At 66.5% G+C, this 12809-nt stretch carries 11 protein-coding genes and 1 tRNA gene; 3 read left to right on the top strand and 9 right to left on the bottom strand.

The annotated features are described in order from the left end of the window. The first annotated feature begins 102 nt into the window (after positions 1 to 102). Complete coding sequence (locus WIX41_RS14635; protein ID WP_339448704.1) at positions 103 to 2931, top strand: TonB-dependent receptor; 2829 nt, start codon at positions 103 to 105, stop codon at positions 2929 to 2931. A 160-nt stretch (positions 2932 to 3091) separates the two neighbouring features. Here WIX41_RS14635 and WIX41_RS14630 read toward each other — a convergent pair whose 3' ends face one another. Continuing rightward, positions 3092 to 3364: a GNAT family N-acetyltransferase gene (locus tag WIX41_RS14630; protein ID WP_339448703.1), complete on the bottom strand. Its 273-nt coding sequence runs from the start codon at positions 3362 to 3364 to the stop codon at positions 3092 to 3094. Between the two features lie 133 nt (positions 3365 to 3497). Here WIX41_RS14630 and WIX41_RS14625 point away from each other — a divergent pair, with 133 nt between their 5' ends. Continuing rightward, positions 3498 to 4400, top strand: coding sequence for a hypothetical protein (locus WIX41_RS14625; RefSeq protein ID WP_339448701.1), 903 nt, complete (start codon positions 3498 to 3500; stop codon positions 4398 to 4400). 173 nt (positions 4401 to 4573) lie between these two features. Here WIX41_RS14625 and WIX41_RS14620 read toward each other — a convergent pair. The 8 genes from WIX41_RS14620 to WIX41_RS14585 all read right to left on the bottom strand — a co-directional run bounded on the left by WIX41_RS14620 (position 4574) and on the right by WIX41_RS14585 (position 11858). After that, a tRNA-Asn gene (locus WIX41_RS14620) sits at positions 4574 to 4650 on the bottom strand. 57 nt (positions 4651 to 4707) lie between these two features. Continuing rightward, complete coding sequence (gene rlmH, locus WIX41_RS14615) at positions 4708 to 5178, bottom strand: 23S rRNA (pseudouridine(1915)-N(3))-methyltransferase RlmH (RefSeq protein ID WP_339448699.1); 471 nt, start codon at positions 5176 to 5178, stop codon at positions 4708 to 4710. Between the two features lie 65 nt (positions 5179 to 5243). Further along, a complete protein-coding gene (rsfS, locus tag WIX41_RS14610) occupies positions 5244 to 5681 on the bottom strand; it encodes a ribosome silencing factor (RefSeq protein ID WP_339448697.1) in 438 nt (145 codons plus the stop codon). Positions 5682 to 5739: 58 nt separating this feature from the next. Beyond that, on the bottom strand, positions 5740 to 6405 hold the full coding sequence (nadD, locus tag WIX41_RS14605) for a nicotinate-nucleotide adenylyltransferase (RefSeq protein ID WP_339448695.1): 666 nt from the start codon (positions 6403 to 6405) through the stop codon (positions 5740 to 5742). Between the two features lie 5 nt (positions 6406 to 6410). Further along, positions 6411 to 7448: a DNA polymerase III subunit delta gene (gene holA, locus WIX41_RS14600; RefSeq protein ID WP_339448693.1), complete on the bottom strand. Its 1038-nt coding sequence runs from the start codon at positions 7446 to 7448 to the stop codon at positions 6411 to 6413. Positions 7449 to 7475: 27 nt separating this feature from the next. Then, positions 7476 to 8108 carry an LPS assembly lipoprotein LptE gene (gene lptE / locus WIX41_RS14595; RefSeq protein ID WP_339448691.1) on the bottom strand — a complete coding sequence of 211 codons (633 nt, stop codon included), beginning with the start codon at positions 8106 to 8108 and terminating at the stop codon, positions 7476 to 7478. Between the two features lie 309 nt (positions 8109 to 8417). Then, positions 8418 to 11057: a leucine--tRNA ligase gene (gene leuS / locus WIX41_RS14590; protein ID WP_339448689.1), complete on the bottom strand. Its 2640-nt coding sequence runs from the start codon at positions 11055 to 11057 to the stop codon at positions 8418 to 8420. Between the two features lie 189 nt (positions 11058 to 11246). Further along, positions 11247 to 11858 (bottom strand): DUF998 domain-containing protein, encoded by a 612-nt coding sequence (locus WIX41_RS14585; protein ID WP_339448687.1) that lies wholly within the window; start codon positions 11856 to 11858, stop codon positions 11247 to 11249. Positions 11859 to 11936: 78 nt separating this feature from the next. Between WIX41_RS14585 and trxA the strand changes: the two genes are divergently transcribed. Next, on the top strand, positions 11937 to 12794 hold the full coding sequence (gene trxA / locus WIX41_RS14580; RefSeq protein WP_339448685.1) for a thioredoxin: 858 nt from the start codon (positions 11937 to 11939) through the stop codon (positions 12792 to 12794). Positions 12795 to 12809 lie beyond the last annotated feature (15 nt).

Genomic DNA, 12809 nt, shown 5'->3' with positions numbered 1-12809 from the left:
ACGGTTACGTCACCTGCCGGAAACCTAGATTGTCGCCGACGCTTCCGGCTTTACCGGACGCCGCTCACAACATTGTTGGTTTTCCCAGTCAGGAGAGAAGCTGTGAAACACCCGATTCAACGGTTCTACAGCAGCCGCCGCAACAATCTGGCTCAATCCGTTTCCGCAGCACTCACCGGCAGCGTGCTGCTGCTGGCCGGTGCCTTTGCCTCCTCCTCGGCCATGGCCCAGGACCCGGCCGCCACCAACCTGGACCGCATCACGGTCACCGGGTCGAACATCCCACGCACCAACACCGAAACCCCGTCACCCGTGCAGGTCGTAACGCGCCAGGACATCGACCGGAGCGGCAAGACGACCGTGGCCGAGTACCTGCAGACGCTCACTTCCGACGGTTCCGGCTCCATTCCCAAGACGTTCGGCAACGGCTTTGCCGGCGGCGGCGCGGGCATCTCGCTGCGCGGCCTGGGCGCCGGCTCCACGCTGGTGTTGTTGAATGGCCGCCGCATGGCCACCTATGGCCTGGCCGATGACGGCCAGAAGGTCTTCACTGACCTGAGCACCATTCCGCTGGATGCGGTCGAGCGCGTGGAAGTGCTCAAGGACGGCGCCTCGGCCATCTACGGCTCGGACGCCATCGCCGGCGTGGTCAACATCATCCTGCGCAGCGACTTCCAGGGCGCGATCCTGCGCGGCTCCTACGGCCTGTCCGGCGACAGCGACGGCGATGCGAAGAAGGCCACGCTGACCGCCGGCGTGGGCGACCTTGCCGAAGACGGCTGGAATGCGTTCTTCAGCCTGGACGTCGGCAGGACCGACGCCATCAAGATCAGCGACCGCAAGGACCGCAAGTGGATCGGCACCGGTGACCTGCGTCGGTGGGGCATCGCCGCCTCCGACGCGCAGTTCCTCACCGGCGCCTACCTCAACGGCGCTACCGGCGGCGGCTCCGGCCCGAACGGTTCGGTGTTCGATGACCGCAACGTGGATGCCGACAACCCGGCCTTCCTGGTCCCGCTGCCGGGCTGCCAGAGCGTGACCAACATCCCCGGCCAGACCGATGCCTCGATCGCCGAAGACGGCTGTCTGTACGATGCGGTCCAGCAGTTCCGCGACCTGAGCCCGAAGGAGGACTACGTCAACGTGTTCGGCCGCGCCAGCTTCGCCTATGGCGAAGGCGGCGAGATCTACACTGAAATCGGCTACTCGAAGAAGGAAACGGTGTTCAGCAACACCCCGTCGGGCGTATCCGGCAGTTGGGGTTACCCGGGCGGTCCGCGCAACGCCAGCAGTGGCGACGGCGCCGTGGTGCTCTCCCCGACCCACCCGGACAACGTGATCCCCGGCCAGGCCTCGCGCCTGCGTTACACGGCCTGGGACGTGGGTCCGCGCGTGACCACCAACACCAATGAGTTCACCCGCTTCCTGGTCGGCACCAAGGGCACCTGGGGCGAGTGGGACTACGACACCGCCTACCTGCATTCGGGGACGGAGCTGACCAACAAGCGTTCCGGCTTCCTGCGCTACAGCGCCGTGCAGTGCGCCCTGGGCGACCCTGCCTGCGCCGGCGGCACCTGGCGGGTCGGCGAGAATGCCGGCCTGAATTCGCAGGCGCTGTACGACTACATCTCGCCCGACATCAGCGCCCGGGCCTCGTCCAGCCTGGACATGTTCGACTTCACCGTGACGCGCAGCCTGATGGACCTCAAGGGCGGCCCGCTCGGCCTGGCGTTGGGCACCGAGTGGCGCAAGACCAGCAACAGCCTCACCCCGCAGACCTACACCGACCAGGGCGACATCATCGGCCTGGGCTATTCGGCCTACGACGGCACCCAGAACGTGTACGCCGGTTACGTCGAACTGTCCGCCCCGGTGCTGGAACAGCTGGAACTGACCGGTGCGGTGCGCTACGACAAGTACGAAAGCGGTGACGGCAAGGCCACCCCGAAGCTGGGCGTGAAGTGGACCCCGGTGGACTGGGTGGCACTGCGCGCCACGTATGCCGAAGGCTTCCGTGCGCCCAACCCGGCCGAGAACGGCGACGGCGGCCTGGCCGCATTCTCCACGGCTCGCGATCCGGTGCGCTGCGCGATCAGCCCGCCGGCCGATGCCACCACCAACTGCGGCGCGCGCTCGGTGGCGATCATCACCAGCCCCAACCCGGACCTGGTGCCGGAAGAGTCCAAGAGCTACTCCTTCGGCATCGTGTTGCAGCCGACGGCAACCACCTCCCTGACGGTGGACGCCTGGGAAATCAAGCGCACCAATGAGATCGCCCAAGGCAGCACCGCCGATGCGATCGCGGCGGGCAACGTGCTGCGCGATAGCGACCTGATCAACGGCATCCCCGGCACCGGCACCATCCTGGCGGTCAACACCGCCTACGTGAACGCCAACTCGTCGCGTGTGCGCGGTATCGATACCGATATCCGCCAGACCTTCGACATCGGCCCGGGCCAGCTGGAAATGGACCTGCAGTGGAGCCACGTGCTCAAGTTCGAGCGCACCGAAGGCGACAGCACCGTCGATTACGTGGGCACGCATGGCAACTGCGACGTGACCAACTGCATCGGCACGCCGGAAGACCGCATCAACTTCGGCACCACCTGGAAGCAGGACGCGTGGAGCGTCAGCGGCGTGGTCAACTACATCAGCAGCCTGGAGAACAAGGACCGCCGCGGTGGCGACTACCTGGCGTTCTACTGGGATGGCACGCCGGTGGAGAAGATTTCCTCGTTCACCACCTTCGACCTGTCCGGCCGCTGGAACATCACCGACGCGTTTGAGTTGAATGCTTCGGTGCAGAACGTGTTCGACCGCATCGCACCGCTGGACCCGACCACCTACGGTGGCGTGAACTACAACCCGCTGCACTTCAGCGGCGCGATCGGCCGGTACTTCACCGTGGGTGCGAAGTACACCTTCAACTGATCCCATGCAGGTGTGGGACACAGCGCCCGGGCATTGCCCGGGCGTTTTTTTGTTGAACCTCCGATGCATGCCTTCGGCCGGGGCCAAGCGCCGTACGGAAGCATGCCGCCGTGTCCTCGTTCAGGGGGGCATGTAGGCCTGACTCGCGGCGTCTGGTCGGTCAGATTCCATGCCCAAGAGGCAAATACAGCGAATGCGAATTCGTCGTGGTTTCGCGGAAGCCATAAGCGCGATAGAAACGGGCCGCCTTCTCATGCAGCGCATCCACCAACAGCACACGAACGCCAAGCTGTTCGCGCAACCCCAACCGCGCCACGGCGTGTGCCAGCAGGTAGTCCCCATGCCCCTTGCCCTGCTCACTGCTCGATACGGCCAACCTCCCCATGCGGATGGCCGGCACGGGATGGTTGGGCAAATGATATGAACGCGCCATTCCTGGAAGTCCGGCACTGCCTAGACGGCGACACTTGCGCCCCCATTCCAGCCAGGCTCCTCTCTTGGGAATCCAAAACGCCCCTCTTTCCGCCCCCGTCCCGCCTCGTGCGATCGCCCCTCACGCAAGCGCCATGGAGACGGTCCCGAATCGACCCTCCGCAGACATTACCGTCGATATTACCGTCGTTCACAATCGGCCTGACACGCGTGCAGCCTTGGCATCCATCCCGGCCCCGGTGGCGTCGCTGCCTGAGCTCCCGCGAATCGAGCTGCCTGACATTCACGCCATCAGACGCGACATTGACTCGCACATGCAGCGCGGTATCAGCAGTAACGTCTGCCGGGCTGAATTCGGCACCTCCCACCGCGCCCCGCCAACTCGGTCGCTTGATCTCACCTATGCGTTTACCAGGATTGACCAGGCAAAAACGCTGGAAGAAGCACTCCCGGCAGTGAATGTCCTGCTCCGGGCAGGCGGATGCGCACCAAGGGCAATCCCGAACGGCAGCCACCCCGGTGACGGTGCTGGCACGATGAAGCAATCCCGTACCCCTCTCGAACTCCAGAGGGACGCTGCCGGCGACCCGGCAAAGGAACGGGTACTTGCCGGCGAACCGGTCGACAAGGTAGCCCGCGTGCACGGCATCGAGAAAGGCAGCGGTCCGTATCGCATGCTGGAACACATCGCCGTGGAAGGTCCCGCGAAAGCGCGAATCATGGCCGGCGAACCGGTCGACAAGGTAGCCCGCGTGCACGGCACCGAGAAAGGCAGCGGTCCGTATCGCATGCTGGAACACATCGCCGTGGAAGGTCCCGCGAAAGCGCGAATCATGGCCGGCGAACCGGTCGACAAGGTAGCCCGCGCGCATGGCATGGAGAACGGTAGTGGCCCCTATCGCATGCTTGAATACATCGCAGTAGAAGGCCCCGCCAAAGCGCGAATCGCTGCAGGTGAACCGATCGATGCAGTGGCCGCCGCGCATGGGATCGCAAAGGGCAGCAGTGCATATCTCACGCTTGAGAGAATGCTCTGAACGGCCTGCCCTGAGCGTTGAGCTGGACGGATGTAAAAGCAGACGCCCGGGTATTTCCCGGGCGTCTTTTCGTTTGTCCTGCCGGTAGAGCCACGCCCTGCGTGGCTGCGCCATCCCATCGCTGCGCGGCGGACAAAAAAAAGCCTCACATTGCTGTGAGGCTTTTCAAAACCTGGCGCCCGAAGTTGGACTCGAACCAACGACCCCCTGATTAACAGTCAAGTGCTCTAACCGGCTGAGCTATTCGGGCGGGGTGCGCATTGTAACCAGTTTTTCGCGGCTTGTAACCCGCCTGCGCGGAATTTCTTCACGCGCGGTGATACGGATGGTTGGCCAGCATGGCCGCCGCGCGGTACAGCTGCTCGGCCACCACCAGCCGCACCAGCATGTGCGGCAACGTGAGCGGCCCGATCGACCACTTCTCGTCGGCCAGCGCCGACACGTCGGGCGAATGCCCTTCCGGACCGCCGATCAGGAACGCCAGGTCGCGGCCCTGCCCTCGCCAATGTTCCAGGCGCTGTGCCAACTGTTCGGAACTGAGCTGCCTGCCCGGCACGTCCAGCGCCACCACATAGGCATTCTTGGGCAGCGCGGCGATCACCCGCTTGCCCTCGTCTTCGGTGGCGCGGCGCGCATCGCGGCCCTTGCCGCGCAGGCCAGGCTCGATTTCCACCAGTTCGAACGGCAGCCAGTGCGAAAGCCGCTTCTGGTACTCGGCAAAGCCCTGCGCCACCCAGGCAGGTGCGCGCTCACCGGTGGCGATCAGCCTGGCTTTCATCGTCGTGCTCCTTCAAATGACGACGGCGCCACCAGGCGCCGTCGTCGTTACCCCACGCGCAGGTTTCAGCGCGCGGCGTAGTCGTCTTCGTCATCTGCGCTGTTGGACTGGCCCGGCGGCGGCTGGTCGCCGACGGTCCACAGGCGCTCCAGCGCGTAAAACTCGCGCACACGCGGCAGCATCACATGGACCACCACGTCGCCCAGGTCGACCAGAACCCACTCCGCTTCGCCCTCACCTTCCACGCCCAGCGGCATCTGACCCAGCTGCTTGGCGAACTTCACCACTTCGTCGGCAATCGACTTCACGTGGCGGCTGGAGGTGCCCGACGCAATCACCATGTAATCGGCGACGCTGGACTTGCCGATGACGTCAATCTCGACGACTTCCTTGGCTTTCAGAGACTCCAAAGCCTCACGGACGCACTCGAGCAGCTTGTCATTGGACGGCGCCGGGTTCGGCAGTTGAACCTTGATGGTCTGGGGCTGGGCTTGGTTGTTCAAAGCAGGGAAACTCGATAAATGTGGGAGCGATTATACGGGTCGAAGGAGCTGAACGTGTTCACGGCGCACGGACACCGTACAGGCCGTGGCCGGCGATGTAATCGGCCACCGGGACCGGCAGCAGTGCGCGCCAGTCCCCGCCGCTGGCGATCCGCTCGCGCACCGCTGTGGCCGATTCGCTGCGCATCGGTGCATGCAGGCGCAGCACGCGCCCGGCCGGGGCGCTGAACAGCTCATTGTCCCTGGCGGCCCAACGCCCTTCCAACGCCTGCTGCAGCGGGGCCGGCAGGGTCTGTTCAAGTGAACTTCCCGGGCGGTCTGCGACGATGAAATGCGCCAGCTCGAACAGGGACTCCCAGTCATGCCAGCTGCGCAGGCCCAGCAGGCTGTCGCTACCCACCAGCCAGGCGATCGGCTGGCGCGGCCCCAGTTCGATGCGCAGTTCGCGCAGGGTATCCACCGTGTAAGAGGGAATATCGGGCTGCCGCTGGGCGCGCTCGAGTTCGCGCCGGTCCAGCAGCAGGCCCGGCTCGTCGCCGATCGCCAGGGCCAGCATCTCGGTGCGCTGGGCGGCAGTGGCGCCCGGTATGGGCCGGTGCGGCGGATCAGCTGCCGGCAGCAGCCGCACCGCCACCTGCAACTGGTCGCGCGCCGCGCGCGCGATCGCCAGGTGCCCCAGGTGCACCGGGTCGAAGGTTCCACCGTAATGGATGCGCAGGCCCATCGGGCTCAGGCGCGGGCCAGCAGGCGTACCGCGCGCGCTTCGGCCACCGCCACCAGCAGCCGCTCCAGGCCCAGCCAGGGATCGCCGTCGGCGCGGCCCTTGGCCATGCGGTCCACCAGCCCGGCTTCGGCCACGAAGCGCTCCCAGCGCTTGGCTTCCGGGTGGCGTTGCAGGGCCCGCTTGAACGGGGCCTGGCGCGACTCCCAGATGCCACGGCTCTTCATTTCCGCCGCCAGGTTGCCACCCCGCGCCTGCACCCGTGCCAGCGCGGCAGTGGACAGCATCTCGCGGATCACCATCGGCATCAGCGCGGCCACCGCCTCGCCTTCGCCGCGCAGGCCGGCCAGCATGCGCAGCACCGCCGCCGGTTGCCCGGAGAAGGTCGCCTCAAGCAGGCGGAACACGTCGTAGCGGGCGGCGTCGGCCACCAGCGATTCCATGGTGTCCGCGTCAAGGGTCTGGCCACTGGCCAGCAGCGCCAGCTTGTCGATTTCCTGTGCGGCAGCCAGCAGGTTGCCTTCCACCCGCTCGGCCAACCGCTGCACGGCGGCGGGATCGGCACGCAGGCCCTGCTGGCGCAGGCGCCGTTCGATCCAGTCGGGCAGCTCGTGGGGCTTGATCGCCCAGGCCACCGACAGCACGCCGACCCGGCTGACCGCCTCGGCCCACTTGCCCTGGTGCGCCTTGCTCCACTCATTGCAGGTGATCAGCAGGATCACATCCGGCGCCGGGTTGGCACAGAACCGGCTGATCACCTCCCCACCTTCCTTGCCCGGCTTGCCGGTCGGCAGGCGCAGCTCCACCAGCCGGCGCGCACTGAACAGGCTGGGCGCGTTGAAGGTGGCATCGAGCTGGTTCCAGTCGAAATCGCGCCCATCGGCGTCCAATACCTCGCGCTCGGTGATGCCATCGACCCGGGCCCGGGCGCGCACCGCATCGGCCGCTTCCAGCACACGCAGGGTTTCCGGCCCGGCAATCAGGTACACCGGCGCCAAGGGCTGGCTGGCCGCCTGGCTGGCGAGCTGTTCGGGGCGCAGTTCCATCGTGCGGCCGGTCCGTGAGCGGACCGGTCAGCCGCCCTGCGGCGGCGTGGGGGCCGGAACGCTGGCTGGTGATGCGGCCGGCATGCCCGCCGGAACATCCGCAGGCGTTGCCGCCGGCTCGTCGGCCGGCTTCGCGTTGGGCGGCGTCAGCTGACCGCGTTCCAGCTGAGCCCGGACCACGCTGTCGATGCGGCGCAGGATCGAGGCAGACATTTCGCGGCGCAGTTCGTCAGCCAGGATCTCGCGCTCGGTGGTGGTGCCGGTTGCGTCGGTGGGCGGCGACACGTAATCGCGGGACAGCTCGATCACCTGCTGCGGCACCAGGTCGCTGCCGTCCTCACGGCGGAACACGAAGATCACCGCATAGCGCAGGCTGAACTCCTGGGCGCGGCCCTGGGCATCGATCGCGATGGGCAGGTCGCCCCAACGCTCGGAGACCACCTGCAACCGCGCGGCCGGCTCCTTGCTGTCCGCATCGGCAATCTGCGCACCCGATGCCTGCAGGCCACGGCGCAGCAGCTTGGCCAGCTCACTGTAGGGGGCGGTGGACACCACCTTCACCGCGGCGGTGTCTGCCGGCAGCATCAGCTTGTTGCGCAGATGGAAGCCGCACCCGGCAAGGGTCGCGGTCAAGACAAGGGCAAGCAGGAATCGGGTCATGTTCACAGTCTGGAGGAGCCGGGCTCGCCCGGCAACAGGAAAAAACGGTTACCCCGTACGATGCCCGACCCCACGTGAACACCGCTTGAGAAACAGCGCCATCGTCCTGCGCACGTAAAAATTCGTAGTGCCACGCCCTGCGTGGCAACCGCGCAACGCGCGGCACAAGGGTCCAATGCCGATTACCTGCCGGTCGCGGCTATGCAACCGGCGTTCAATCCATTCGAAGCCACCCGCCAGACGATCATGACCCCCGCTCGAAAAGCAGCCACGCAGGGCGTGGCTCTACGATGTTGAAGGTCCAGCCGATCACCCCGCCACGATGTTCACGATCTTGCCGGGCACGATGATGATCTTGCGCACGGTCAGGCCGTCCAGGAACTTCGCCGCGTTCGGCTCGGCCAGGCCCAGCGCTTCGATCTGGTCGCGCGGGGCGTCAGCTGCCACCTCGATGGTGCCACGCAGTTTGCCGTTGACCTGCACCGCCAGCGTCACCGCATCGCGCACCAGCGCGCTGCTGTCGGCCTGCGGGAACGGTTGGTCTTCCAGCAGCGTTTCGCCGTGGCCCAGCATCTGCCACAACGCATGGCTGGCATGCGGGGTGATCGGGTTGAGCAGCAGCACGGTGGCCTGCAGCGCTTCCTGGCGGACCGCACGGCCCTGCCCGGAGCCGTCATCGAACCTGGCCAGCGCGTTCATCAGCTCCATCACTGCGGCAATGGCGGTGTTGAAGCTGTGGCGGCGGCCATAGTCGTCGCCGACCTTGCCGATGGTTTCGTGGGTCTTGCGGCGCAGCGCCTTCTGCCCGGCGGTCAGCGCGGCCAGGTCCAGCGCCGGGGCGGCGCCTTCGGCCGCGTGCTTCTGCACCTGCGCCCACAAGCGGCGCAGGAAGCGCGCCATGCCGTCCACCCCGGCTTCGTTCCATTCCAGCGACTGTTCCGGCGGTGCGGCGAACATCGAGAACAGGCGCACGGTGTCGGCGCCGTAGCGGCTGACCATGGCCTGCGGGTCCACGCCATTGTTCTTGGACTTGGACATCTTTTCGGTGCCGCCGATCTCCACCGGCTGGCCATCGGCGATCAGCACCGCGCCGGTGATGCGGCCGCGCTCGTCGCGCTGCACGTCCACGTCGGCCGGGTTGATCCAGTCCTTGGAACCGTCCGGGTTCTGGCGGAAATACGTATCGGCGATGACCATGCCCTGGCACAGCAGGTTCTGCGCCGGTTCGTTGCTGTCCACCATGCGCGCATCGCGCAGCAGCTTGTGGAAGAAACGGAAGTACATCAGGTGCAGGATGGCGTGTTCGATGCCGCCGATGTACTGGTCCACCGGCAGCCAGTAGTTGCCGCGCTTGTCCACCGCGTCACGCGCACCCGGGGAGGTGTAGCGGGCGTAGTACCAGCTCGATTCCATGAAGGTATCGAAGGTGTCGGTCTCGCGCTCGGCCGCGCCGCCGCAGTCCGGGCAGGTGGTCCTGCGCCATTCCGGGTCGGACTTGATCGGCGAACCGGTGCCGACGAAGTTGACGTCTTCCGGCAGTACCACCGGCAGCTGCTCCTCCGGCACCGGCAAGGCGCCGCACTTGGGGCAGTAGATCACCGGAATCGGGCAGCCCCAGTAACGCTGGCGGCTCACGCCCCAGTCACGCAGGCGGTAGTTCACGCGGCGCTGGCCCTGGGCCTTGCGCTCGAAACGTTCGGCCAGCGCCTCGAAGGCGCCCTGGAAGTCCAGGCCGTCGAATTCGTCGGAGTTGACCAGTTCGGTCTCGCGGGTCTTGTCGCCGTACCAGTCCTGCCAGTTGCGCGGGTCGTAGGCGGTTTCGTCCTTGCGCGGGGACTTCAGCGCGATGACCTGGCGGATCGGCAGGTCGTACTTGTTGGCGAATTCGAAGTCGCGCTGGTCATGCCCGGGAACGGCCATCACCGCGCCGGTGCCGTAGCCCATCAGCACGAAGTTGGCCACCCACACCGGCACCTGGGCGCCAGTGACCGGGTGCACCGCGCGCAGGCCGGTGTCCATGCCGCGCTTTTCCTGGGTTTCCAGTTCGGCTTCGGACACCCCGCCCTGCTTCATCTCGGCCAGCAGCGCGGCCAGCGTCGGGTTGCTCCTGGCCGCGTGCAGCGCCAGCGGGTGCTCGCCGGCGATGGACACGAAGGTCACGCCCATCACGGTGTCCGGGCGGGTGGTGAACACGCGCAGCGGGTCCAGCGCGCTGCCGTCGGCGTCGCGCACGTCGAACTGGATCTCCAGCCCTTCGGAGCGGCCGATCCAGTTGCGCTGCATGGTCTTGACCGAATCCGGCCAGCCCGGCAGTTCATCCAGGCCGTCCAGCAGTTCCTGGGCGTAATCGGTGATGCGCAGGAACCACTGCGGAATCTCGCGTTTTTCCACCAGCGCACCCGAGCGCCAGCCACGGCCGTCGATGACCTGTTCGTTGGCAAGCACGGTCTGGTCGATCGGGTCCCAGTTCACCACCGCGTTGCGGCGGTAGGCCAGGCCCTTGCGCATCAGCCGGGTGAACATGCGCTGTTCGTGCACGTAGTACTCGGGCGTGCAGGTGGCGAACTCGCGCGACCAGTCGATCGCATAGCCCATGGCCTTGAACTGGCCACGCATGTGCTCGATGTTGGCGTAGGTCCACTTGGCCGGCGCGGTCCTGTTCTTGATTGCCGCGTTCTCCGCCGGCAGGCCGAACGCATCCCAGCCCATCGGCTGCAGCACGTTGTGCCCGGTCATCCGCTTGTAGCGGCTGATCACATCGCCAATCGTGTAATTGCGCACGTGGCCCATGTGCAGCGCGCCCGACGGGTACGGCAGCATCGAAAGGCAATAGTACTTCGGCTTGTCCGAAGACTCGTCCACCTCGAAGGCACGCGTACCGTCCCAGAAGGTCTGGGCGGCGGATTCAACCTGCTGCGGATCGTAAACGTTGGGTTCGACGCTGGTCATGGAAAACACGGATGCGGCGGCAAAGCGGCACAGGGTACCGCAGTGCGGCAAAGGGCTCCAATCATCGCCCTGACCGATACCGGACCGGAATGGCATCCCGTTGATAATTCACGGAATTACCCATGCCCGGATTATTTACGGCGGCGATCCCGCGCGCATTCCCGCGTGAATTGCGGTCAAAGCCGTCATTCAGGCGTGACGGACCTTGCTTGCCACCGGCAACGCGGCCGCCAGCCAGACGACCCAGGCAACGAAGGCCAGGCGCTGGGCCACCGGTGCCGGGATCACGACCTGCAGCACGAACGCGCCCACCAGCACCGCCAAGCCTGCAGCCACGTGCAGCGCCGCCAGCCGCCCCCAGCCCGGCAGGTGCCGTGCGGCAAAGCCGGACATCAGCGCGCCAGGCACGAAGGCCAGCACCCAGACCATCCAGGCGCTGGCGTGGTACTGGCTGGCCGGGCTCTCGATGTCGGTCGGGTCCAACGGCAGCACGCCCATCGCGGCGAAGGCCAGGCCGGACAGCACCAGCATCTGCCCGCCCACCCGCATCGTCCACGGCGCGGTGACCGGTACCCGCGCCAGCAGGCGCATCGCCACCACCACGGCCAGCAGCCCCGGCAACACGAAGCCGAGCAGATCGAAGACCACCGCATGCGGCACCCCGGTCGCCCCGAGCAGCGCCACCGGATGGCCCAGCGGCAGGTAGCCGGGCAATGCGGCGCCGAAACCCAGCACCGAGGCCAGGAACAGCACCGCGCCCGCAGCACCGAACAAGGGGTCGAAACGTTGCAGTGTCTTCATCGGAAGGTCCATTGGGGTTGCTTCTCAATATGGCCAGCACCATACACTGGGTACATCTTTATCGTTGATCTCCAGACCATGAGCGAACTGCCCCACGTCTTTGACGCCACCACCGAAACTTTCGAAGCGCAGGTTCTGCAGAAGTCGCTGCAGGTCCCGGTGCTGGTCGATTTCTGGGCCACCTGGTGCGAGCCCTGCAAAACCCTGGGGCCGATGCTGGAAAAGCTGGCCGGCGAGTACAACGGTGCTTTCGAGCTGGCCAGGGTGGACGTGGACAAGGAGCAGCAGATCGCTGCCGCGTTCCAGATCCGCTCGGTGCCAACGGTCTTCCTGGTCAAGGGCGGCCAACTGGTGGATGGCTTCCCTGGCGCGATTCCGGAAGGCCAGCTGCGTGAGTTCCTGGCCCAGCACGGCATCAGCCCCGCCGAGGCCCCCGAAGCGGCGGCGGAAGAACCGGCACCGCTGGACCCGCAGGCGCGGGTGGATGTGCTGCGCGCGGGCATCGCCGCCGAGCCGGACAAGGAAGAGCTCAAGCTCGATCTGGCCCTGGCCCTGCTGCAGACCGGCGCCACCGCCGAAGCCAGCGCGCTGATCGATGCGTTGCCGGCCAACCTGTCCACCGACGACCGCGCCGTGCGCGCCCGCGCCCGCCTGGATTTCGCCAAGGCGCTGCAGGACGCACCCGCACCGGAGCAGCTGGAGGCCCGCATTGCGGCCGATGGCGGCGACCTGCAGGCCCGCCACCTGCGCGGTGTGCAGCTGCTGCTGGGCGGCGAAGACGAAGCCGCGCTGACGCAGTTCCTGGCCATGCTGCAGCAGGATGAGTCGTACAGCGACAACCTGCCGCGCAGATTGATGATCGATGCCTTCAAGGTCATCGACGACGCCGCCTTGGTCGGTCGTTACCGCCGTTCGATGGCCGCGCTGCTGTTCTGAGTGCCCCGACGTTCA

It is taken from the genome of Stenotrophomonas sp. AB1(2024), from assembly GCF_037482345.1.
Classification (GTDB): domain Bacteria; phylum Pseudomonadota; class Gammaproteobacteria; order Xanthomonadales; family Xanthomonadaceae; genus Stenotrophomonas.
This window is presented reverse-complemented; position numbering and strand designations above follow the sequence as displayed.